18 protein-coding genes, 1 other RNA gene and 1 pseudogene are annotated in these 22312 nt (G+C 63.4%); 14 read left to right on the top strand and 6 right to left on the bottom strand.

What is annotated here, in order from left to right; all coding sequences use genetic code 11:
* Positions 1-92: 92 nt before the first annotated feature.
* A complete protein-coding gene (locus IPF85_RS01695; RefSeq protein ID WP_343406329.1) occupies positions 93-2543 on the bottom strand; it encodes a hypothetical protein in 2451 nt (816 codons plus the stop codon).
* 536 nt (positions 2544-3079) lie between these two features.
* Here IPF85_RS01695 and IPF85_RS01690 point away from each other — a divergent pair.
* From IPF85_RS01690 to IPF85_RS01680, 3 genes are all read left to right on the top strand, one after another.
* Positions 3080-4111 (top strand): phenylalanine--tRNA ligase subunit alpha, encoded by a 1032-nt coding sequence (locus IPF85_RS01690; RefSeq protein WP_343406328.1) that lies wholly within the window; start codon positions 3080-3082, stop codon positions 4109-4111.
* Entirely contained in the window at positions 4111-6699 is a 2589-nt protein-coding gene (gene pheT, locus IPF85_RS01685; protein WP_343406327.1) for a phenylalanine--tRNA ligase subunit beta, read from the top strand. The genes IPF85_RS01690 and pheT overlap by 1 nt, the downstream gene beginning before the upstream one ends.
* 71 nt (positions 6700-6770) lie before the next feature.
* Complete coding sequence (locus tag IPF85_RS01680; protein WP_343406326.1) at positions 6771-7517, top strand: thioredoxin domain-containing protein; 747 nt, start codon at positions 6771-6773, stop codon at positions 7515-7517.
* 9 nt (positions 7518-7526) lie between these two features.
* Here the strand turns inward: IPF85_RS01680 and IPF85_RS01675 are convergent, their stop codons facing one another.
* A complete protein-coding gene (locus tag IPF85_RS01675; RefSeq protein ID WP_343406325.1) occupies positions 7527-10049 on the bottom strand; it encodes a DUF3656 domain-containing protein in 2523 nt (840 codons plus the stop codon).
* Between the two features lie 162 nt (positions 10050-10211).
* Between IPF85_RS01675 and IPF85_RS01670 the strand changes: the two genes are divergently transcribed.
* From IPF85_RS01670 to IPF85_RS01660, 3 genes are all read left to right on the top strand, one after another.
* Complete coding sequence (locus tag IPF85_RS01670) at positions 10212-11678, top strand: sensor histidine kinase (RefSeq protein ID WP_343406324.1); 1467 nt, start codon at positions 10212-10214, stop codon at positions 11676-11678.
* On the top strand, positions 11675-12319 hold the full coding sequence (locus IPF85_RS01665; protein ID WP_343406323.1) for a response regulator transcription factor: 645 nt from the start codon (positions 11675-11677) through the stop codon (positions 12317-12319). Before IPF85_RS01670 ends, IPF85_RS01665 begins: the two co-directional genes overlap by 4 nt.
* A gap of 132 nt (positions 12320-12451) precedes the next feature.
* Complete coding sequence (locus IPF85_RS01660; RefSeq protein ID WP_343406322.1) at positions 12452-12610, top strand: hypothetical protein; 159 nt, start codon at positions 12452-12454, stop codon at positions 12608-12610.
* Between the two features lie 225 nt (positions 12611-12835).
* Here the strand turns inward: IPF85_RS01660 and IPF85_RS01655 are convergent, their stop codons facing one another.
* The 4 genes from IPF85_RS01655 to ssrA form a co-directional block, all read right to left on the bottom strand.
* Positions 12836-14578 carry a dynamin family protein gene (locus IPF85_RS01655; protein WP_343406321.1) on the bottom strand — a complete coding sequence of 581 codons (1743 nt, stop codon included), beginning with the start codon at positions 14576-14578 and terminating at the stop codon, positions 12836-12838.
* Positions 14579-14589: 11 nt separating this feature from the next.
* A complete protein-coding gene (locus IPF85_RS01650) occupies positions 14590-16332 on the bottom strand; it encodes a CapA family protein (protein WP_343406320.1) in 1743 nt (580 codons plus the stop codon).
* Positions 16333-16339: 7 nt separating this feature from the next.
* Positions 16340-17131 carry an SDR family oxidoreductase gene (locus tag IPF85_RS01645; RefSeq protein ID WP_343406319.1) on the bottom strand — a complete coding sequence of 264 codons (792 nt, stop codon included), beginning with the start codon at positions 17129-17131 and terminating at the stop codon, positions 16340-16342.
* 86 nt (positions 17132-17217) lie between these two features.
* Positions 17218-17641, bottom strand: a transfer-messenger RNA (tmRNA) gene (gene ssrA / locus IPF85_RS01640).
* Positions 17642-17916: 275 nt separating this feature from the next.
* On the opposite strand from ssrA, the gene IPF85_RS01635 reads away from it, so the two are divergent.
* From IPF85_RS01635 to IPF85_RS01600, 8 genes and pseudogenes are all read left to right on the top strand, one after another.
* On the top strand, positions 17917-18579 hold the full coding sequence (locus IPF85_RS01635) for a hypothetical protein (RefSeq protein ID WP_343406318.1): 663 nt from the start codon (positions 17917-17919) through the stop codon (positions 18577-18579).
* 75 nt (positions 18580-18654) lie between these two features.
* The gene (locus tag IPF85_RS01630; RefSeq protein ID WP_343406317.1) at positions 18655-19029 is read left to right on the top strand and encodes a hypothetical protein; all 375 of its coding nucleotides are present in this window, start codon (positions 18655-18657) and stop codon (positions 19027-19029) included.
* Positions 19030-19037: 8 nt separating this feature from the next.
* Positions 19038-19622, top strand: coding sequence for a hypothetical protein (locus IPF85_RS01625; protein WP_343406316.1), 585 nt, complete (start codon positions 19038-19040; stop codon positions 19620-19622).
* The gene (locus tag IPF85_RS01620) at positions 19619-20293 is read left to right on the top strand and encodes a hypothetical protein (protein WP_343406315.1); all 675 of its coding nucleotides are present in this window, start codon (positions 19619-19621) and stop codon (positions 20291-20293) included. Before IPF85_RS01625 ends, IPF85_RS01620 begins: the two co-directional genes overlap by 4 nt.
* A 158-nt stretch (positions 20294-20451) precedes the next feature.
* Positions 20452-20901, top strand: coding sequence for a hypothetical protein (locus IPF85_RS01615; protein WP_343406314.1), 450 nt, complete (start codon positions 20452-20454; stop codon positions 20899-20901).
* An 82-nt stretch (positions 20902-20983) separates the two neighbouring features.
* Positions 20984-21232, top strand: a complete 249-nt coding sequence (locus IPF85_RS01610) for a hypothetical protein (RefSeq protein ID WP_343406313.1) — start codon at positions 20984-20986, stop codon at positions 21230-21232.
* A gap of 269 nt (positions 21233-21501) precedes the next feature.
* The gene (locus tag IPF85_RS01605) at positions 21502-21777 is read left to right on the top strand and encodes a hypothetical protein (RefSeq protein ID WP_343406312.1); all 276 of its coding nucleotides are present in this window, start codon (positions 21502-21504) and stop codon (positions 21775-21777) included.
* A gap of 55 nt (positions 21778-21832) precedes the next feature.
* Positions 21833-22312: pseudogene (locus IPF85_RS01600) on the top strand (hypothetical protein); the annotation flags it as partial.

Below are 22312 nucleotides of genomic sequence, written 5' to 3'. Positions count from 1 at the left end.
GTCCGAATTTCCCCCAACACCAAACGACGCACCTGTGAAGGTGCGTCGTTTTGCGTCCCGAAATCAACCGGTACGATGTAACTGTATGAGCATCAGTTTTTCCCTGTGCGTTTCTGCATGTTTGCATCAGGTCCAATACCAGGAAAATACCATTCCCAAAGCTGGTTACTGATCGTAACGGTAAACGGAAGGGTATGCGATAGAATGCCGCTGGTGGCAACAAGAAAACCTGGGTAGGAATCTGGCGCTATCGAAGGAGCGCTTGTCAGCGTCAGGGTAAAGACTTCGCCAGGTTGCACAATGGCCGGAGTCGGCGCCAACGTCAACTCGGCCGGTAATCCGCGGACCGTTACGCTGATTGGCTCTGCCCAACCTCCCTGTGCTTCGATGCTAACCCGGCGTTGCGTCGCTGTATCTGGCGGTAGCAACCAGGCGGTTGGCAGTTGGTTCAAGCCAAAATCAGGCGTGGGCGAGAAGCGCCAGATCTGACTAAATACCAACACCCAGAGATGACCGTGAGGATCCACTTCCAGCGATGGAATGAAGTGGCTATCGAGCGGCCAGGGGTAGACCAGCGAACGTCCCCTGGAGTCGAAATACTCGAGCGTTTCTGACTGGGAGGAGGAATAGAAGCGGATCCACAGTCCTCCGTCAGCGGTTACTGCCCAGAGTTGATTGCGTCGGGTGGTTGTGCGCAACCATTCAGGATGATCGCGGAAGATTTGTCTCAACGGCCCGATTTGAATTGTTCCATCGGCCATGACATACAGCATGTCATGATGCGACGGTTGGCAAACGCCGTGGTCATCGTGACGAAAAACAAAGAGGGGGCCGGCCGTGGAGGGTACGAGACCGCACACGGAAATGTTATCGCTAACAATGCGCCAGTCAGAGCCTTCATAGCGATAAAGTCCGGTATTGTCTCCGTACCAGGGGTAGCCTTGCGCGTCCACCGCCACTATACCATTGCTATCAACGGTGAGTAATTCGTAGTGAGTCCAATCATCGTCCGCCGTACTCGTCGGTGTGCCGCCATCGTCGAGGCGATAGACGCCATCGCCATTGCTAACAAACCATACATGACGTTCATCCTGGACAAAGATATTGGTCAGGCGCTCGTAGTTGCCTGAAGGTCTGCCGCTCGGATACCATGCGCCGTTGTACAGGCGCAGCAACTCGTTGAAGGAGAACCAATAACGCCAGCGCGTACCACTGGCGACCCAAACATCACCCGTTGGTCCGCCAGCCATTGCGGTTAGCTCCATCACTTCCAGATCGGTATCTGCATACTGCCAGCGATCGTCCAACAACGATGATGTTCCGCGATCATCGAGGCCTTGCAGGTTGCCATAGGTGTTCGATCCACCTACTTCTGAGTGAATCCATACTTTGCCATCCCCGCCGACAGCGACGCCGTTGACCCAGAGGCGCGCTGGCAGGCCGCGAAGATCAACGACGGTGTCATTACCCATCTTGAACCACGCTGGCCCGGCAGCCCAGACGCCGTCTGCGGTTGGCAAGAGCGCCCTGACCGGGCCTGAACGTCCAACGATCGGTAAGGAACTGCCCAGAGGCGCTACTCCTGCCCATTCGTTCCCGTACGGGTTCGTGTCCCTGATGAATGCAATCCACACTCTATCATCCGATGCTACCGTGAGTAGCTGCACAGAGCCGTGGAACGGGAAGGAAACGGGATGTGACAACCAATGATCGCCTTCCCAGGAAGCGATCCTATGCTGATCGCTCTCAAGGATCCAAACACGACCGTTGCTTTCTACATCCATCGAACGAGGTATCGAATCCGCATCTGAGTAGGTCGGTCTCGTACCAACAGGCAGCCCTATCGTTTGCGTTGACGAAGGCAAACGATAAGCCCAGCGTGTGCCATCGAATACCCAATACCCAACCCAGATTTCTGAACCTGCCACAGTCCACAGCGGGTTGCGATTCCGTGTTGTGAGAATGTTTGCGTATTCCTCCGCCACGACCGCAAATCGGTTCGGATATGTAAACCAGGAGCCATCCGGGTTGCGACGGCTGACAACAGAGTCGGGTAAGCCGTGGCTCAACCATAGGGCGCCATCTGTCGTGATGGCGATGCCATCTACCCAGGCGCTGTAGAGACCGCTGTTTGCCGGCGTCTCGGTCTGCCATGCGCCATCTGAGGTCATGCGCGACAGACCGCCATCACCGCCTGCCCAGAGTTGCCCCGCAGGATCTTCGGCCAATGCCACGATCGTCGTCAGCGGAAGACCATCAAGGCCCGTGAAGCGTTGATAGACCCCGGTCGTTTTGTCAACTCGCAACAGGCCAACTTCACCGCCAATCCAGATGCTCCCATCATGTTCCGCTAACGCCAACATCCAGGGAGTCCAACGCACCCACGTGCGAGCAATGGGCGTCAGATTCAGGTTCGCAGGCGACGTCACGCCTGTAGGCTCGCCGTTGGGCGGAGAAGGTGCAGAATTCTGAGGCGGCGTGGCCTGAAAACCAATGGTCAAGAGGCTGACCACGAACAGTAGTTGCCAACGTTGCACCGACATGGTTCACCTCCTCATCGAAGCGCACTTCCGATCGCATCACATGGGGCGCTGCATGAATCACGACATTTGGCCGCGTACCAGTACAGCTATTCTACCACCTCATCCCTGAACCGGCAACAAAGGCCGAAAAACGGCTGTCGTCTGTTTGTAAGCCGCGCGGCTTGACAAACCCTGCCCTTTCGGCGATAATCACGCCACAATTGCATTGACACCAATAATGGCTGTGAAGGAGAAAAGTACGCGGAACCGCGACTCTCAGAGAGGTTGAGCCATAGGCTGTAAGCTCAACCGGGTGCGCCTCCACGGAAGTTCGCTCCTGAGCCGGGTGAGGGAAACCGGTCACCTGACCGGCGCGTAGTTCGCCCCGGATGCCCACCGTTACACGGGCCGCCGGTAAACCCCGTTCGCCGGCTTGAGCGGAGCGATCAGCCTGGCTGATCCTCAACCAGGGTGGTACCACGGAATGTGCCTGACCGCACGTCGTCCCTGACACGTGCGGTTTTTTGTTGCCAAAAAGCGGCCAAAAGAGGAAAGGATTGAAGATGCTCGATCAACTCAAAACCATCGAAGAGGACGCGCTGGCCACGCTGGCGGCCGCACACGATGCGGCTGGCCTGGAGGGCTGGCGTGTGGCGGTGCTGGGGCGCAAGGGCAGCCTGACCCACGCACTGCGCGGGTTGGGTCAACTGCCGCGCGACGAGCGCCCCGCGGCCGGCGCGGAGGCCAACCGCGTCAAGGATCGCCTGGAAGCCGCGTTCAGCGCGCATCAGGAGGTGCTGCAACAGGCTGAGATCGCGGCCACGCTGGCCGCCGAAGCGGTGGATGTCACCCTACCCGGCCGGCCGCCGAGCCTGGGGCGCATCCATCCCAGCAACGCGGTGCTGCGCCGCATCTACGCCATCTTCGGCCAGATGGGCTTCCAGGTCTACGACGCGCCCGATGTGGAACTCGATGAGATCAACTTCCAATTGCTGAACATCCCGCCCGATCATCCGGCGCGCGACATGCAGGACACCTTCTACACGAAGGACCCAGCCGTGCTTCTGCGCACGCACACCTCGCCTGGGCAGATTCGCGCCATGCGCCAGTTCGCACCCGCGCCGCTGCGCGTCATCCTGCCGGGCAAGTGCTTCCGCTACGAACAGGTCACTGCCCGCAGCGAATTCATGTTCCACCAGGTGGAAGGGCTGGCGGTGGGCAAAGGCATCACCATGGCCGATCTCAAAGGCACGCTGCAGGAATTTGCCAATCAACTCTACGGCGAAGGCCGGCAGTTACGCTTCCGCTGCTCCTACTTCCCCTTCGTGGAGCCAGGCGTGGAGGTGGACATGGACTGCATCCTGTGCGGCGGTCGCGGCTGTCGTCTGTGCAAATACAGCGGCTGGCTGGAGATCAGCGGCGCCGGCATGGTCCACCCTGTCGTCCTGCGCAACGGCGGCTACGACCCCGCCATCTACACCGGCTTCGCCTTCGGCATGGGGCCAGAGCGCATCACCATGCTCAAACACAGCATTGACGACATTCGTTACTTCTTCTCGAACGATGTACGCTTCTTGGAGCAGTTCTGATGAAAATACCTTTGAGCTGGTTACGTGATTATGTAGATATCCAACTGTCCGCCGAGGAGCTGGGGCAGCGCCTGACCCTGGCGGGGATCGAGGTGGCAGGCATCGAGCGCATCGGCGCGGAGTGGGAGCGCGACAAAATTTTCGTCGGCGAAATCGTACGCATCGAGCCGCACCCGGACGCGGACCGCCTGGTGCTGGCAACCGTGGTTTACGGCGGCGACGCGGCGATGACCGTCGTCACCGGCGCGCCCAATCTGTTCCCGTACAAGGGCCAGGCCAATCCGGGTCTGAAGTCGCCCTTTGCCATCAGCGGCGCGCGGCTGATTGATGGGCACAGCGCGGAGAAGCGGATCATGCGCCTCAAGCCCGGCAAAATTCGCGGCGTCCGCTCGGAGGGGATGGTCTGCTCCGAAAAGGAGTTGGGCCTGAGCGACAACCATGACGGGGTCATCATCCTGCCGGCCGATGCGCCGGTGGGCATGCCGCTGGTGGATTACCTGGGCGACACGATTCTGGAGATCGAACTGACGCCCAACCTGGGCCGCTGCCTCTCCATGCTGGGCGTTGCGCGTGAAGTGGCCGCGCTGGAGGCGTTGACTCTCAAACGCGATCAGCCGCTGCTGCAGGAGATTGCAGGCAAGGTGGCGCCCTCCGAGGTGCCCGATCCGGCGCCGGTGACGGAGCCATTTTGCCAGATTGTCATCGAAGCGCCTGACCTGTGCCCGCGCTATACGGCAATCTTGATCCGCAATGTCAAGATCGGGCCGTCCCCGGCCTGGCTGCAGGACCGTCTGCGCCGCGCCGGCCAGCGCCCCATCAACAATGTGGTGGACATTACCAATTACGTGATGCTGGAATGGGGCCAGCCGCTGCACGCGTTCGATTACGACGCGCTGCTGGCGCGGGCACAGCGCAGCGGTCAGACGCTGCCCACGATCCACGTGCGCCGCGCCCAACCTGGCGAGCGCATGACCACCCTCGACAACGTAGATCGGGCGCTGACCGCCGACATGCTGCTGATCGCGGACAGCGCGGGGCCGATTGCCGTAGCCGGCGTCATGGGCGGGCAGGAGACGGAAGTCAACGCAGGGACCGTCAACGTGCTGCTGGAATCGGCCTGCTTCAACAATATCAACAATCGGCGCACCGCGCAGGCGCTGAAGCTGTTCAGCGAGGCTTCGACTCGCTTTGGACGCGGCATCCCGGCCACCCTGGCGCCGCTGGCCAATCGCCGCGCCGCCCAGTTGATGGCCGACCTGGCCGGCGCCGAGGTGACGGCCGGTGTGCAGGATGCCTATCCCCGGCGCCAGCGCGACATCCGCATCGAACTGACCCAGGCTGAGGTGGAACGGCTGTTGGGCATGCCCGTGGCGTCAGCCGATCTGCTGCGCACGTTGGAGGCGATGGAGTGCCGGGTTGAACTGACGCCTGGCGACCCCGGCGCGCTGCGCGTGACGGCGCCCTGGCACCGGCTCGACCTGGAAATTCCGGCCGACCTGGTGGAAGAAGTGGCGCGTGGCATTGGTTATGATAAAATTCCGGCCACCCTGTTGGCCTCGGCGCTGCCGGAGCAGTGGCACAACTGGCCGATCGAAGGCGAAGAGGCGATCCGCACGCTGCTGGCCGGCTGCGGCTTGCAGGATACGATCAACTATCCGCTGATCAGCGAGAGCGACAACGCCCGCCTGTTAGCGGCGACCAACGGCGTCGGCTGGACAGAAGCGCAGGCCACGGCCGGCTATCTGCTGCCCAGCCTGCTGCGACCGGCCGACAGCGTGCAGTTGGCAAACCCGCTGAGTGTGGAACGCAGCGTGCTGCGCTCCAGCCTGCTGCCGGTCGCGCTGCAGGTGATGGCCGCCAATCTGCGCTATCGCGAGCGCTGGGCCGCGTTCGAGATCGGCCGCGTCTACTGGCCGCTGGCCGGCGCGGCGCTGCCCTACGAAGCGCGCCATGTCAGCCTGGTGATGGCCGGGCCACGCGCGCCGGCCTGGTGGCAGGGGGCGAGCGCTGAGGAACTCGATTTCTACGACCTCAAGGGGGTGGTGGAAACCTTGCTGACACGCATGGGTGTGCCGCGGGCGGCAGTACGCTTCACAGCGGCAGATCATCCAACATTCAGCAGGCGTGCGGCGCGTATCCTGGTCAACGATCAGGACATCGGCATCGTGGGTGAACTACACCCGGCCGTGCGGCGAGCCTTCGAGCTGCCGGCGCAGGGGCGCGTCGTCGCTGCCGAACTGGCGCTGGCGCCGCTGTTCGTCGCCCATCAGGCCGATGCACAGATGCAGTCCATCTCCGCGTATCCTGCGATCAAGGAGGACCTGGCGGTGATCGTGGATGAAGCGATACGGGCCGACCAGGTGGCGGAAGCCATTATGGCCGCGGGCGGTGAGCTGCTGCAGGGCCTGCGCCTGTTCGACGTGTACCGCGGCGATCAGATCGGCGCGGGGCAGAAGAGCCTGGCCTACCGCGTGACCTATCAGGCGGCCGACCGCTCGCTGACCGATGCCGATGCGGCCAGGGTGCGGGCCAAGATCGTGCGCCGCCTGCAAGAGACCATCGGCGGCAGGCTGCGCACGGCAAACTGAGGAGTAGTTGACCAGGCCTGCTGACTGGTCAGAGCAACGAGAAGAAATCAATTTACTGGAGGACAAGACACGTGGCAAACAAACCTGGCACACCCCCGCCCCCACAGAAACTGGAAGGACAGCGGGAGAAAACGTCCAAGCAGATCGCGCGCGAGGCGACGCGCAAACGGCGACAGCAGGAACAGCGTCGCAATCTGCTCCTGATCATCGTGGGCGTTGCGATCGTCGGTGTGCTGGCGGTGGTGCTGATCAGCAATGCCTCACGCAACAGCGGCGGCATCGCCCGTTCGGGCAAGGGCGCCACCCTGGGGCCGGCCGATGCCCCGGTGGTGCTGAAAGATTTCTCCGATTTCTATTGCAGCCACTGCCGTGACTTCGCGCTGGATCGTGCGCCGGAACTGGTGAAGGATTACGTGGACAAAGGGCTGCTGCGCATCGAGTTCAAGCACTTCCCGCTGCGCGATTCGTCCTACGGCGCGCACATCGCGGCCGAATGTGCGGCCGGCCAGGACAAGTTCTGGGAGTATCACGATGTCCTGTTCAAGAACCAACAGGGCAGTGAGCTGAGCGCCGCCAAGCTGAAGCAGTACGCGGTGGACTTGGGATTGGACACGGCCGCGTTCGATACCTGTTTCGATGGGAAACAGGGCAAGGCGCAGGTGGACGCAGATGCGCGCGAAGGCGTGGCCAAGCAGATCAATTCAACGCCCACGATGTTCATCAACGATGAACGGGTGCTGGGTGCGGTATCCGTCGAGCAGTTCAAAGAAGTGATCAACCGCAAGCTGCAAGAAAAGGGCATCACGCCCCCCGGCTGAATTCCTTGATTACAGCAGCGGCAAGTTCAGATAATCATCCGGGATGAAGAGGCTGCCCTGGGTGGTGCCTTGCGGGGCCAGGTGCGCCAGTTGCCGGTTGAGATCGAAGGCTGAGGCGGCGCCGGCCAGGGTGGCGTTGAACGCGGCGGCGATGCGCGTCACCTGGTCGGCTGTCTCATGCACGAACTCCAGGCGCCAGTGCTGGATGCCGGCTTGGCGCCAGGCTTCCAGGTGCTGGCTGGCTTCCTGCGCCTCCGCGCCGAACACGGTGTTGCGGCAGCCGACGTCGGCCATGACGGCATGGCTGCGGCCGGCCACGTCGCGCAGGGCCACGCGGTGGGTTTCGCATGGATGGCCGCAATCCTTGTAGCTGGTGCCGCTGGACAGAAAACGGCAGAAGACGCAGTGTTCGGTGTGGAAAACCGGTAGATGATGATAGGCTACCACTTCGATCTTGTCCGCGCCGATGCCGCGGGCCAGATCGGCCACCTGCGCGGCGTTCAGATCGTGCGTGGGGGTCAGGCGCTGCAAGCCGCGGCGCAAAAAGGCGTCGGCCGTCAAGACGTTGGCCGCGTTCAGGCTGAAGTCGCCGATCAGCGATGGATGCGCGCCCTCCTGCAAGGCCATGAGCAGGCCGGTTGAGCGCACCAGGATGGCGCACTCCAGGCGCAGGAGGAAACTGACGATGCGCTGCTCGTTGGGCTTGAGCACGCGCGGGCTGGCGACGCGCGCGGTGATGCCCGCGGCCTGCACCCGCTCCACGGCTGGCCGCAGCCCGTAGAGATCGAGATAGTCCAGCGTGATGCTGGCCGGCCGCAGTTCCAGCGCGGCGGCGAGCTGTTCCGGCGTGCGCACCAGCAGATGCAGCTGCGGCGCCAGGTTGAGTGCGGGCGCCGGCGCGATCTGCGCCAGGGCTGCGGCCAGCATGACCTGCGGATCGTGAATCTCCGGCACGCGCGGCTGGCTAAGGCGCTCGCTCAACTGCTCCACCGCCTGCCGGCGCAGTTGGTTGAGCAGGGAACTGGGCGCGAACGGGTTGCCCTGCACATCGAGGCGCAGCTCGGCCAGGGTGAACGGCGTTTGCCCCAGGCGGCCCAACTGCGCCTGCAAGTACTCCTCTGTCAGCGCCCGCTCCTGCGCCGCGACCAGCGGTTTGTCGCTCTGCACGCTGACCGCCAGGCCCGGCCGCGCTGGCAGCGTCCAGGTCAGGCGCAGCGGTTCACCCTCGTGCGCCCACACCTGCACGGCCAGCGGCTGTTTGCGCCGCGGAGATGCCGGTTCGATGAACGGCTGCACGACCTTGTCCAGCCCCGGATCGTGCGTGCGCCAGAGCCAATCGCCGGGGCGAATGCGGCTAAAATCGAGCGCGCCGTTGCCAAACTGCACTTCCAATTGACCGCCGCGGTCCGGGCTGACCTGGTAGACGCGGCCGCCTTCCTCGGTCAGTTGCGGGCTGCGCCAGTCTGCGGCATCGAAAACCACGCCATCGCCCGGCTTCAGCGGCGCCACGGCCGCGTCGGCAGAGGGCGTCAGCAGGATGCGATCGGCCAGCACACCCGCCACGCGGCCCATCAACACCCCGCGGTGACGCGGCGCGCGGCCGCTGACGACAGTTTGGTGATTGACGCCGGTGATGAAATGGGCGCCCAGCCCGCGTGAGTAGACCTGTTCCAACTGCAATTCCTCGCGCCGCGTCACACTGAGCGGCAGGCCGGCCCAGGCCTCGTCCACGGCCTTGCGATAGGCGGCGGTGGTCAGCGCCACGTAGTTGGCGTCCTTGTAGCGACCTTCGATCTTGAGCGCGGCAATGCCAATCTGCACGATCTCCGGCATCTGCTGCAAGGCGTAGAGGTCGCCCGGCGAGAGCAGATAGCGCGCAGCGCCCAGCGGCGTGAGGCGGTCATCCACCAGCAGCTCGTAGGGCAGGCGGCAGGCCTGCGCGCATTGACCGCGGTTGGCGCTGCGGCCGCCCCAGGCTTCGGACGAAAAACACTGGCCGGAGTAGGAAACGCAGAGCGCGCCATGCACGAACATCTCCAGCTCGCAGTCGGTTTGGCTGCGGATGACGCGCACCTCGTCCAGCGAAAGTTCCCGCGCCATGACCACCCGGCTGACCCCAAACTGCTGCGCCAGGCGGATGCCTTCCGCGCTGGTCAGGCTCATCTGCGTGCTGCCGTGGATTTCGAGCGCCGGCGCAATCTGATGCGCAAGGTGAGCCATGCCCACATCCTGCACGATGATGGCATCCGCGCCGGCCTCGATGATGCCGGTCAGGGTCTGCACCGCTTCGGCCAGCTCATGATCGAAGATCAGGGTGTTGAAGGTGACATAACCCTTGACCCCGCGGCGGTGCAGGGTAGACATGACCTCAGGCAGCTCGGCCAGGGCGAATCCTACTTTGGCCCGCGCGCTGAAGTGCTTGAGACCGAAGTAGACTGCATCGGCGCCCGCTTCGATGGCGGCCTGCATCTGCGGCCAGTAGCCGGCCGGGCTCATGATTTCTGGTTTGACAAGGCGGATTGGTTGGTTCATGACAGGGTAATTGTAGAAGAAAAGAGAGCGATAGGCAAAACATGATTGAGAGCATTACGCTGCGGCCCGGCGTCTGCTATACTGTCAGCGGGAATGGACTTCACTGATCCGCCTACGGAAACAGGCGCAATTCGTGCCCGCTTGCAGGTTTTAATGAGCATCATGAACCCAATTACGCAGTTCTTTGTGGACAACATCATCGAGGTTTATTTTTTCTACGGCCTGGCCTTCTTCACGATGGGGCTGGCGCTGGCGCTCGCCAGCCGGCGCACGTCCGAGCTGAGCTTTGCCCGCGCCATCGGGCCGCTGGCCGTTTTCGGCCTGCTGCACGGCGCGCACGAGTGGGTGGAGATGTTTCAGCAGATCGCCGCGGTAACCGACGGCTATCAGGCGCCGGTCAGCCATGAGATCATGCGCCTCTTGCTCCTGATCGTATCGTTTGTGGCCCTGGACGCCTTTGGCATCGTGCTCTTGCGGCGCGAGGCGCCAAACTGGCGGCGCGTCGCGCAACCGTTGGGCCTGCTCGTTGGTGTTTGGGCGATCAGCGTGTTGATGGTGCAACTGGTTGCCAAACCGACGTTGCCGCAGCTTGTGGCCCTGGCCGACGTGTTGGGACGCTACGTGCTGGCGATGCCTGGCGCCGTCATTGGCGCGTGGGCGATGATGTCCCAACAGCACGAATTCCGCGATTACGGCATGCCTCAATTTGGTCGCAACCTGGTGTGGTGTGCCACGGCCCTCTTGCTCTATGGCGTCCTCGGCCAGATTTTTGTGCGTCAAACCGCCCTCTTTCCTTCGACCGTGATCAACACAGCCCTGTTCTTACGCTGGTTTGGCATCCCGGTGCAGCTCTTCCGCGGGATGATGGCCGCGTTGTGGGCGTTCTTCATGGTGCGCACGCTGGAAGCCTTCAAGTTGGAGAGTCGTCTGCGCCTGGTCAAAGCCAATGAGGCCCGTTTGCAGGCTCTGCACCAGGTGGTCAATGCCCAGGAATCGGAGCGCCAACGCGTGGCCCGTGAACTGCACGACGCTACCGGCCAATCGTTGACGGCCATTGCCCTCGGTCTGCGGGGCGTGGAAACGCTGCTGGCAACGGGGACAGCCATTCCCGCGACGCTGCTGCCCCAAGTTCGTGAGTTGAAGAACTTCAGCACCGATGCCATCGGCGAGCTGCGCCAGATCATCGCCGACCTGCGGCCGGCGTTGCTAGACGATATGGGGCTGGAAGCCGCGTTGGACTGGTACATTCAAGATTTTCAACGACGCCACGACATTCGAACATTCCTGGATGTGCAGGGTTCGATCAAACGCCTGCCATCCGAGTATGAAACGGTGCTCTTTCGCATCACGCAAGAAGCCCTGACCAACGTGGCGAAGCACGCGCGCGCCAGCCAGGTTACGGTGCAACTAGAAATGGCACCGACCCGGGTTTCATTGGTCATCGAGGACGATGGCATAGGCTTCGATGCGCAAACTGCTGGCCAGCAACGCCTCACGCACGGCCTGGGGCTTGCTGGGAATTCAAGAACGCACCATCCTGATGGGCGGCGACTGCTCGATCATCGCGACGCCGGGACATGGCACCCTTGTGGAGGTCAAGCTGCCGGTGTTGCAGGAAGTCACCCATGACTAAGATCAAACTGCTACTCGTGGACGATCACGAGATCGTGCGGGCCGGCCTGCGTATGTTGTTCATGGCCGAGCCTGGCGTTGAAATTGTGGGCGAGGCCAGTAACGGCGCGGAAGCCCTGGCCGCGGTGGCCCGCTGCCGGCCCGACATTGTGCTGATGGACGCGGCCATGCCGGACATGAACGGGATGGAGGCCACGCGGCGCATCAAGGAGGCCTTTCCCGACGTGGCGGTGCTGGCGCTCACCATGCACGAAGATGAGCGCTACTTTTTTGCCATGCTCGACGCCGGCGCGTCCGGCTACGTGCCCAAGCGCGCCGCGCCCGATGAGTTGATGTCGGCCATTCAAACGGTCAGTCAGGGCGATGTCTTCATTCACCCCTCATTGGCCCGGCTGCTGGTCAACGATTTCTTACAGCGTTCCGCGGCCGGCCGCGGCGACAGCCTGGACGAACTCACCGCGCGTGAACGGGAGGTCCTGGTTCTGATCGCCGACGGTTTTTCCAACAAGGAGATCGCCGAGCGCCTGGTCCTCAGCGTCAAGACCGTGGACCGGCACCGCGAGAACATCATGCGCAAGCTCAACCTGCACACGCGCGTGGAGTTGACGCGCTACGCGATGGAGAAGGGGGTGGCGTAAGGCATCCCGCACCCCTCACCCACAACCAGGATGGGTGATTTACCCAATTGAATTGCCTGGCCAGCAGGAGTACACTTGAGGCAGAAAGGCAGCCGGACCCCAACCGGGTTCGGGCCGCCTCAGGAGGTTACTATGTTGACGTTCATGGAAGGTCTGCTGATTCTGGGTATGTTCCTGGTGCGGGTGGGCGTGCCGCTGCTGGTCATGATTGCACTCGGTTACGCGTTGAGCCGCCTGGACGCACGCTGGCAGGCCGAAGCGGATGCTGCTCGCCAGGCCCCGGCAAGGTAACGAAAGCGGGTCGCAGACGCGCTCGACGCCGTCCGGCTGCACCGGCTTGATGGCACACCGGTGCAGTTCAGATAACTACCCCCCAAACCAAAGGGGTTGTGTGAGTTCGGAACCCTCTCACACAACCCCTGAATTTTTTGTCCTGCGGTCACTACTTCGGGCAAGCCATCCACGAAACTGCATACGAATATACGAGCTTCGCTGCCCCATCTTCCCCGCCGGCGCTCACAGCTCCTGCACCTGCGCGCGCAAGGCACGCAGGTCAGAGGCCGCTTGCAGGAGATGGCTTTCGATCTCGCTCAACTTGGTGCGCTCGCTGCGCACGAAGCGCGTGTAGGGCGCCATGGCCTCGCGAATGCGGCGCACGGAACGGCTCAGTTCTTGCTCGAACTCGGTGCTCAAGGAAGCAGCCAGATTACCGCGCAAGGTTTCCATCTTCGTTTTGAGGTCGGCCTTGGCTTTGCGCCGTCGCGTGGGCAAGATGTAAAGCCCAAGCGCAGCCACAGCCCCCGCGGCCAGCACGCCGCTGACATCGGCCAGCGTGGTGTGCAGAATCACCACCAACACCGTGCCCAACCCCAGCGCGCCCACCTCGGCAATGGCCGTTTGCGCGACCGCCATCTGCACCGAATCGGCCAGTTGTCGCGCCTCGCCGATCCTGTCATAGCCGGCCACCACCTCACGGGCGGCGCGTCCCACCGAGGCCAACAGCTCGCGCCGATTGAACTCGAACTGGCCGCCCAGTTGCCCAACGATGCGATCCTGGTGCTGTTCGGCGCGGCGATTGAGATAGTCCATTACACCCTGCCACTGCTTGAAGTCGCGCTCGACCAGCCAATCAATCAGCTCGCCGACCTGCGTCTCGATCTCTTGCACGGCGTTGGCGATGACCTTCTCCTCGAACTCGCCTTTGACCTTGCTGGTGTTGACTAGATCGAACACGCGCGCCACGCGCACGGTGTCGTCGAAGAACTCCATGCCCCGCGCCGACATCTCGTGCAGCACGTTGTCCACGTGGCTCAGTTGATACTTGAAGTCGTGACGCATGTCCTCTTCGTACGCGCCCAACTGGCTGTCAATCGTGTCAATCGTGCGGAAGTCCTCGGTCAGCAGGGTGATGCGCGCCTGCGTCGTGGCCTGGTACTGCTCCTGCAGGCGCGCGGCCACGCCCAGGGGGTTTTCCAGCTTGAGGCGCACACGCTGGCGCTGATCGAGCGTGCTCAGGATGAACTCTTCCAGCGGACCGAAGCGGCTGGCCTGCCACAGCGCCGTGCGCTCGACGCCGGTCACGGTCTTGGCCTTCTGCGCCAGGCGGGCCGACACCGGGAAGATTTGCGGCCGCACGCCCAGCAGCGTCTGCGCGTTGTCCTCGACGAACTGCGTAATCTGCTGAATGTCATCCTCTTGCTCGAAGATATCAATCTTGTTGATGACGATCACCACTTTCTTGCCCCAGTCACGGATGCGGCTCAAGAATGTGCGCTCCGATTCGGAGAAGGGGCGGTCGGCCGAGGTGATGAAGAGCACCAGGTCGCTGCGCGGCACGAAGTCCTCGGTGATCTCCTGGTGGCGCTGGATGACCGCGTTGGTGCCGGGCGTATCCACGACGTTGATCTCCTGCAGCCAGGCCACCGGCAGGGTCAACACCAGCACATCTTCCTCGCGCAGGGTCTGGGACTGCTCGGCGCCATAGCGCAGGACATTGATGCGATTGGTGGTCGGCGTCACCCCTTCGGCAAGCAGTTTTTGTCCCAGCAAGGCGTTGATGAAAGCCGACTTGCCGGCGTTGAATTCACCCACGATGACCAGCAGGAAAAGCTCTTCCAACTGGCGCAGGGCCAGCGTCAGGCGCCGCTGATCTTCTGGCGTGGCATCCAGGCGTGCCAGGGTGACGCGCAGGTCTTCGAGCAGCGCCCGCTCCTTTTGCAGCAGGTCGGCTTGTTGTTGATCGAGCAGGTTGCGTAACATGGCGGTCCCCTCTATTTGAATCCACTGGCGCCAAACACGAGCTTGAGAATTCGCTCACGCTCGGCCGCGGTGGCCCAGCGCGGTTGCGCGTAATCTTCCAGGATCGTGGTCAGCAGTTCGGTTTGCAGCAGACGCCCCTCGTAGATCGTGTGGCGCGGGATCAAGCCCTGGCGCACGTTCTCGGCAAACATCTGGTCGAAGAACAGGTTGCCCAGGCCGTAGAGGATGATCCCGCGGCCATCCTGACTGAATTCGACGGCCTGCGGCTGATGCGCTTGCACGCCGGTGACGATGTCCGCGCCCGCGGCCAACGTGGCGCGGAACTGCGCCTGGTTGTTGAAACTCGGCTCGTACTCGTAAGTTTCTTCGGCCTGGTATTCCACCAGTACGATATCGGTCCAGGCGCGGATGTCGCGGATGGACTGCGCCATGGCCGCGGGGTCATAGCGCCGCGCGCCGGGCGACTTGCTGTCGGCCCAGTTCCACTCCGGCCCAAAGCTGTTGGCGCCCAGGAAGGCCAGCTTGTTGCCGTGATCGGTGATGGTCAAGGGCCGGCTGGCTTCCACATCGGTGCGGCCGCCGCCGTAGTAGGGCAGCCCCTCCTGGTCGTACAGGTCGAGGGTGTACAGGAATGGCTCGATGTCGTAGTCCAGCATGTGGTTGCCGGTCAGGCCGATGATGTCCGTGCCCACCAGCTTGATCGCGGCCATATACGCGGGCTTGCTGCACAGCACCAGCAGGTTCCTGATGGGCCGGGCCTCGCAGCCCACGTAGAAGGGAATTTCGTTGCTGATGTGCGTGATGTCCGCGGCGCTCAGCACCTCGGCGATCTGGCGCGCCGGGAAGGCCGGGTCCCCGCGCTGCTCGATGGCATAGGCGGTGTTGCGCGCCATGGCCGTCACGCCGGTCATCACCAGGCTGGTCAAGTGCTCCGGGTGACGATTGCGCAGCGGCAGATCGGCTTGCATGGCCTGCGCCAGCGCCTGCGCCAGGGCAGCATCCCCGCTGGCCCAGGTGCGCACCACCAACGGGTAGTGATCGAGCGGCAGATCGCGCGCCAGCACATTCATGTCGTCTATCAGCAGATTGGTCATTTGCGGCATGAGCGCATCGAAGGGAACCAGAGCCAGCGCGCTTTTTTCTTTCCACAGACGCGTCAGGAGATCGGCCGGCGTGACCACCGCTACGGTTGACCCCGGTGTGCCCCACAGCCCGGTCAAGGCGGCGGCCGTCTCTTCGCTCACCAGCAGCACCTGCAGGCCGTCGTCGGTTGGCTGGCCCTGCCACAAGGCTTGCAGCGCGGCGCTGGAGATGCCGCTGCGCAGCGTGGCGAACCAATCGGCGGCCGCGTAGACCTGTTCAGCCAGCAGCACGGCCTGGTCGCCGGCGCGGGGGCCAACGCTGAGCGTGGCGGTAACGGTGTCTGTGACGAGGACCATGCCCTGCGCCGCGGCCCAGTCTGCGATGACGGCGCGCAGGCCGGCCGGCGCGCTGAGATCCAGCGCCAGGGTGATGACCGTTGGCGTGGGCGTGGGGGATGGCGTGGAGGTCGGCGCAGGCGTGGACGTGGGCGGCGCCGCGGTGGGGGGCAGGGGTGTGGCCGTGCTGGCCGGCGCGGCGGTCGGTTGGCTGACAACGGGAGTAACGGGTGCAGCAGCCAGGCGGGCGCCGGGCGTTCGTATCAAGACGACGCCCAGGGCGAGTAAGCCGACGGCCAGCAGGCCGAACAGAAGTTGATGGCGAGATGATTTCATGAATGGCTCAGAATGTGCTGCGAATTTGCCCGCCGTCAATCTGCAGGGCAATGCCGGTGATGAAACTGGCGCGTGCGGAGGCCAGGAAGACCACCGGCGCGGCGAATTCTTCCGGCTGCGCCATGCGCCGCAGGGGGATGTCGCTGACGATGGCCGCGGCCGCCTGCTCGGCAGTCATGTTCTGGCGGCGAGCGCGGTCGTCCACCAGGTATTGCACGCGCTCGGTCTGAGTCCAGCCGGGGCAGACCGCGTTGACTAAAATGTTGAAGGGCGCCAATTCGTTGGCGAGCGACTTGGTCAGGCCCAGGACCCCGGCGCGGATGGAGTTGGAGAGGATCAGATTGGGCAGCGGCTGTTTGGCTGACAGCGAGGCGATGACAATGATGCGGCCGCCCCCGCGCTGCTTCAGGTGCGGAATGGCGGCGCGGGCCAGGCGCACGCTGCTCATCAGGTTGAGGTTGACCGCCTGCTGCCACTGCTCGTCGCGCAGTTCGGTAAAGGCGCCGGAAGGTGGCCCGCCGGCGTTGGCGATGAGGATGTCCAGGCCGCCGAAATGGGCCGCGGTGGCATCCACCGCGCGCTGGCAGGCAATCGGCAAAGTGACGTCCGCGGTGATGGACAGCACCTCGGCGCCAGTCCCCTGGCGGATGCGTTCGGCCGCGGCCTTGAGCGGGTCAGGCCGGCGGGCCACAATCGCGACGCGCGCGCCTTCCGCGGCCAGCAAGTGGGCCACCGCCAGTCCCAGGCCACTGCTGGCGCCGACGACGCACGCTACTTTGTCTCGCAGTTCAAGATCCATTGCGCCTCCTGCATGTAAAGCATCCCAAAAAAAGGGACACCAGCCCCAATTCTCAAGAGCGAGAACCGAAGGCTGGTGTCACAATCTGGTGGAGATGGCGGGTATCGAACCCGCGTCCGAAACATTCGACCGAAAGTCTCTACAAGCTTAGTCGTCATTTTGGAGTTTCGCTCGCCGGCCCACTAACGACAGCGTGCCATGCAAGCTAACCGATGAGTCTTAGGCCGATTCTATCGGTGTAGAATCGGCAGCAGCCCTCCTGTGTGTGTCGGTGTATGAAGCACCAGGCGGCGCCACGCCCCATACGCCGTCCTCTCTAACGAGAGGAGAGTGGCCGCTTCCCTACTCGATTAGGCAGCGAGCGCCATTGCGGGCGCAGCAGCGAAACGAGGAGCGAAGTTGAAGGCCTTGCCAGTGTTGGCAGTTATTGTTTTGCTCTTTGTTAACGAGGAGAGAGCGCCTCGGCTTGCGACTTGCAACCAGCCTGCCCCGTCGAAACCATTCATCCCCAAAGCACGCGTATTATAGCACATCCCGCGTCTGAGTTCAAAACGGGCGAGGGCCAGTGGGTCAAACAACCCTCGATATTTTGCCTCTTGACAGAGCGCCGCGGCCGTGGTATGCTGTGACCAGCCACAAGTCTGCCCCCCGCCTTCCGAGTCGCCTCCCGCCTTCGGAAGTCCCTGGCGAGAGTTCTCTCTCCCGCCCGCGACCTCCTTACAGCAGTCAGGAAAATGTCCCTGACCCCAGCCGTTTCGATTGCTGTGCGAAAGGAGTCCGTTGTTATGTTACGCCGCTCTTCTATTTTCTCTTTTCTATCTACTGCTTTCTCTCCTCTCTCCTCCCGACATTCTGCTCGCGGCCGGCTCGCGCCGCGTCCGCTGCTGGTCGTCCATCTGTTGGTCATCGTCAGTCTGCTGTTTTCAACGACAGCGGCGGCGATGCCACTGAGCAAGCTTGGCTCGCGCGCGGTTGACGCGACGCAGCGGACTTCGGCGCGCACGCAGCCATCGGCAACAGACACGAACCAGCCACAGCCGTTCTTGAGCCTGGCGGCCACGGTCAGTCCGGAGGCGGCTGCGGCCGGGGAGCGGGTGCTGCTGCGTTGGGAGGTGATGAATCTCGACCGCCAGGTGGTGGAGGGTATCACGTTTCAGGCGGATCTGCCTGACGGGTTGCTGGTGACGCCGGCCGAAGTACCGCCTCCCCTGGTGTACGATGCAGCCACCCGCCGCCTGACCTGGGTCATGGCCCCGCTGCCTGCGGGCGGCGTTGATGCAGTGACGCTTCCGGTGCGGCTGAGCGGTCGGCGGGTGGGGGATGTGGTGACGGTGCGGGCAGAACTGCGCCTGGCTGACGGACGGTGGTTTCCAGCGCCGAGGCGGGGGTACGCGTGCTGCCTCCAGCCGCGCAAGCCACCCGCATCGGGCCGGAAGGCGGCCATGTGATACTGGAGGAGGGTCGGGTCATGCTGACCTTTGCGCCCGGTGCAGTGGCGGAAACGGTGATGGTGGGCGCGGTCGTTGGGACGACCGATCAATGCGCCGGGAAATGTGCAGCGCAGCCATGAGTTCGTGGTGCGCGGGCGGGGCGGCGACGAGATCCACACCTTCAGCCAGCCGGTGACGTTGACCGTGCATTACCCGGAGGGCGAGCCGGTCGGCGGGCGCTTGTTCGTGGCCGCGGCGGACACGGGCGCGTGGGAGATGCTGCCGACGACCTGGGATGCCATGGAAGGAGCCTTGGTGGCTGTTGTGCCGCACCTATCGCAGACGGCGGAAGGCAACAACTTCGCCCCTGAGATCATGCCCAGTCTGCGCGGCTGGCAGAACGACCTGTTCAGCGGCTCAGCCAGCTACGATTACCCGCTCAGTCTGCCACCGGGGCGGGTGGGCTGACGCCGGACGTGGCGCTGCAGTTCAACAGCCGCAGCCGGTCGGAAGATGGCGGCCACAGTTCGGTCGTGGGTGCGGGCTGGAAGCTGAGCGCGGACAGCTTCATCTACGGTACACCGTGGTTGATGGGCAGTGCGCCGAACACCTGGCGTGTGGCGGGCGCGGCGTTTAGCGAGGCAGGCTCCGGCGGCGCGGTGTACCTGAAGGAAGCGCCCACATGGCGCATCCTGTACGCTGGCACAGGGGCGGATGCCTATGCGCCGGATGGCACGCGCTATCACTTCGAGCGTGCGCTGAGTGACTGGTTTTGCAGCGGCACAACCTGGCAGCAGCGCGGCGACAAGTGGGCGCTGCAGTATGTGCTGGACCCGGTGGGCAACCGCATCAACTACACCTACGATACGGCCCTGCCGGTAGGCCGGTGGATGTCAATAGCCGCGGCAACTATGGCGATCGCGTGCGGCGGCGGCGCATCAGCTTCGCCATGCGCCAACGGCGGCGCAGGCGGCGAGGAGACCGTCACTTACCTGTCGCAGCTGAATCTGGTGCGCATCAGCTTACAATCCCAACAACGGGAGCGATCAGAGTGTGATTGACTTCCACCTACGCCATCACACGCACCGATGCCGCGCTGAGCGACCCGGCCGACACCGGCGCCTGGGCGCACTACACCACGCTTGCTGACCGCGGTGAAGGTGGAACAGGGGGCAGCTTGGTCGCGGCCTACAAGCTGGGGTATGATTTCTTCGACGACGGGGTGGCCGACCGGCGTCTGTACGCCTTGCGCAGCATGCAGCGTTGCAGCGACGATGCTCTGAGCAATTGCCTGCCGGCGACGACTTTCAGCAACACACGTAGCCAGGTGCAGCAAATGAACAACGGCTACGGGGGGCAGCGTGCGCCTGGGGTATGGAGCAGACAACGTCATTGCCACCCGCACCGTCACCGACACCGTGACAGGGCAGGCGAACACCTGAGCTACAGCTACGTCGGCAAGATTGACGCCGCGGGTTATCGCTATGTCACGGAGACACTGCCCTCCAGCCTGGGAACCGGCCATTGGGCCAGTTATCAGTATCAGGATGCGAGTGCCGGCGAGGTTCCGCGCAAGGAGATTCGGCAGATAGGCACGAGCGGGAACCAGAAGCAGACGGAGCGGGTGCGCACCTGGAGCGGAACCACGGTGGGCGTCTATGGCGGCGCGCAGTTCGTTTACCTGGGCCAGGAACTGCAAACGACCTACGACAAGGACGGGCCAACCCCGTGACGCAAGACCGAGTACCTCTACGAGCCTGACCACCAGGGCGGCGCAAGGTCCGGCAATTTGAGCGCGGATCAAGGAGTACAGCGACAGCACGACGCTCTATCGCAGCACGGAGCGCTGGTATTATCCCAAAGTGGACACCGGCGCCGGCAAGTGACATCGTGAACCGGCTGGGCCAGGAGAAGCTGTGGGACGCGGGCAATGTGTGCCGGGGCCGGACGCGACGCATCTACGATACCACTGGCTTCGACCAACACCAGGCGCCGCCTACGCAGGGTCTTCCTGAGGAGGTTTGGCAGGCGAAGGTGTGCGCCAGCGCCAGCGCGAGTGATTGGCTGCGGCCGGCGCTCTACGGCTATGATGCGGCGACGGGCAACCTGGTCAGCGAAACCGCAGCCAACGGCACGGTTGCCAGCACCAGTTACGATACCACCTTCGCCACCTATGCGACGAGCGTGACCGTGATACCGACTGCGAGCCTGGGCGGTGTGACGCTGACCACCAGCTATGCCTACTACGGCATCAACGCTGAAGCAGGCGGCGTGGGGCTGAGGGCCAGTTGCAGAAGGAGACCGACGCCAACGGGCGGCGATGACGCGCCACACCTATGATGCGTTCGGGCGTGGGGTAGCCTGCGTCGGCCCAACGTGACTTTCAGCGAGGGCGCCAGCGAGCGTTACACCTTACACCGATATGGCCGGCGTTAACCAGCCGTTCAAGATCGAGCATTGGCTGCGCGACGACGGTCCGGGGCGACGGTCTGCGTTACGACTACAACTTCTACGATGGCCTGGGGGCAGGCGCTGCAGGTGGAGGGCGGAAGGAGGCGTCGAGCGTGGTCAGCTCACGCCAACCCGCCTGGGGCTGGTGGTGCAGCAGAGCGTGCCCTACACCCTGACCGTTGGGCTGGGGACCTACGAGCCGGTGGAGCACTGGGGGTAGCCTGGTCAGCACGAAACCGCCTATGACGGGTTAGGCGGGTGATCCAGGTGGTGCAGGCGGACGGCACGACGATGCACCTACTACCATAGGCGCAGACGGCCGTGATTGATGCGGCGAACCATCAGGCGATCTCGGAGAGCGATGCTTTTGGGCGGCTGGTGAGCGTCAACAGTACGATCTGACATTGGCAGCAGGGGCTGCGCCGGATGGGGTGCGACGGTCTACGGGCAGGCCAGCTATAGCTACGACGTGGCCGACCGGCTGACGCGATGACCAGGCCGGACGGGGCGGTGACGACGATCGGGTACGATCTACTGGGGCGCAAGACGAGCATGAGCGACCCGGACATGGGCGCATGGAGCTATGCGTACGATGGGGCAGGCAACCTCAAGCGGCAGGCGGATGCGCGGGGGCAACAGATTTGCTTCTACTACGACTCGCACAACCGGCTGGTGGGCAAGCACTACCGCAACGATCAGAGTTGCCCTCGCAACAAAGCCAGCGACCTATGGAACGAACGGCTTGCTGGTCGCATATCTCACTGACGGGGGCACGAATGGGCTGGGGCGGCGACGCGGGCGGATATCTACAATGCGGGCGGTGCGCTCAACAACCGCGTGGCCTGGAACCTGGGACGCCCGCGGGCGAGTGACGCAGGAAAGCCGGGTGATCAACGGCACGGGCGGCGGCACGTTCGTGACGCAGTGGGGGTATGACTCGGCGGATCGGCCGATGTGGCAGAAATACCCGGGCGGCAACGGCGGGCAGATCGGCGAGCAGGTCAGCTACGCGTACACGGCGCAGGGCTTGCTGAAGAGCGTCAGCGGCTGGAACACCTATGTGGGCGACACGTTCTACAACGTGCGCGGGCAGGTGACGGAACGTCGGCTGGGCAGCACGACGGGGGTGGTAAAGCAACAATATGCCTACAGTGCGGCCGAGAACTTCCGCCTGGTCAGCCTGAAGGCGGGTACGAGTCCGAACTACGACAACCAGCAGAAGATCAGCTACACCTACGACGACGATGGCAACATCCAGGCTATTGCCGATGCAGCGGCGTATGGCGGCAGCCAAACCCAG

The sequence above is a fragment of the Candidatus Amarolinea dominans genome (assembly GCF_016704685.1).
Taxonomy (GTDB): Bacteria; Chloroflexota; Anaerolineae; order SSC4; family Amarolineaceae; genus Amarolinea; species Amarolinea dominans.
This window is presented reverse-complemented; position numbering and strand designations above follow the sequence as displayed.

Coding starts and splice junctions, on each gene's coding strand:
- IPF85_RS01655 (WP_343406321.1), bottom strand. CDS start 14,578: ATGTTACGCAACCTGCTCGATCAACAACAAGCCGACCTGCTGCAAAAG.
- IPF85_RS01660 (WP_343406322.1), top strand. CDS start 12,452: ATGTTGACGTTCATGGAAGGTCTGCTGATTCTGGGTATGTTCCTGGTG.
- IPF85_RS01645 (WP_343406319.1), bottom strand. CDS start 17,131: ATGGATCTTGAACTGCGAGACAAAGTAGCGTGCGTCGTCGGCGCCAGC.
- IPF85_RS01605 (WP_343406312.1), top strand. CDS start 21,502: ATGACCAGGCCGGACGGGGCGGTGACGACGATCGGGTACGATCTACTG.
- IPF85_RS01695 (WP_343406329.1), bottom strand. CDS start 2,543: ATGTCGGTGCAACGTTGGCAACTACTGTTCGTGGTCAGCCTCTTGACC.
- IPF85_RS01665 (WP_343406323.1), top strand. CDS start 11,675: ATGACTAAGATCAAACTGCTACTCGTGGACGATCACGAGATCGTGCGG.
- IPF85_RS01675 (WP_343406325.1), bottom strand. CDS start 10,049: ATGAACCAACCAATCCGCCTTGTCAAACCAGAAATCATGAGCCCGGCC.
- IPF85_RS01650 (WP_343406320.1), bottom strand. CDS start 16,332: ATGAAATCATCTCGCCATCAACTTCTGTTCGGCCTGCTGGCCGTCGGC.
- pheT (WP_343406327.1), top strand. CDS start 4,111: ATGAAAATACCTTTGAGCTGGTTACGTGATTATGTAGATATCCAACTG.
- IPF85_RS01635 (WP_343406318.1), top strand. CDS start 17,917: ATGTTACGCCGCTCTTCTATTTTCTCTTTTCTATCTACTGCTTTCTCT.
- IPF85_RS01670 (WP_343406324.1), top strand. CDS start 10,212: ATGAACCCAATTACGCAGTTCTTTGTGGACAACATCATCGAGGTTTAT.
- IPF85_RS01610 (WP_343406313.1), top strand. CDS start 20,984: ATGGCCGGCGTTAACCAGCCGTTCAAGATCGAGCATTGGCTGCGCGAC.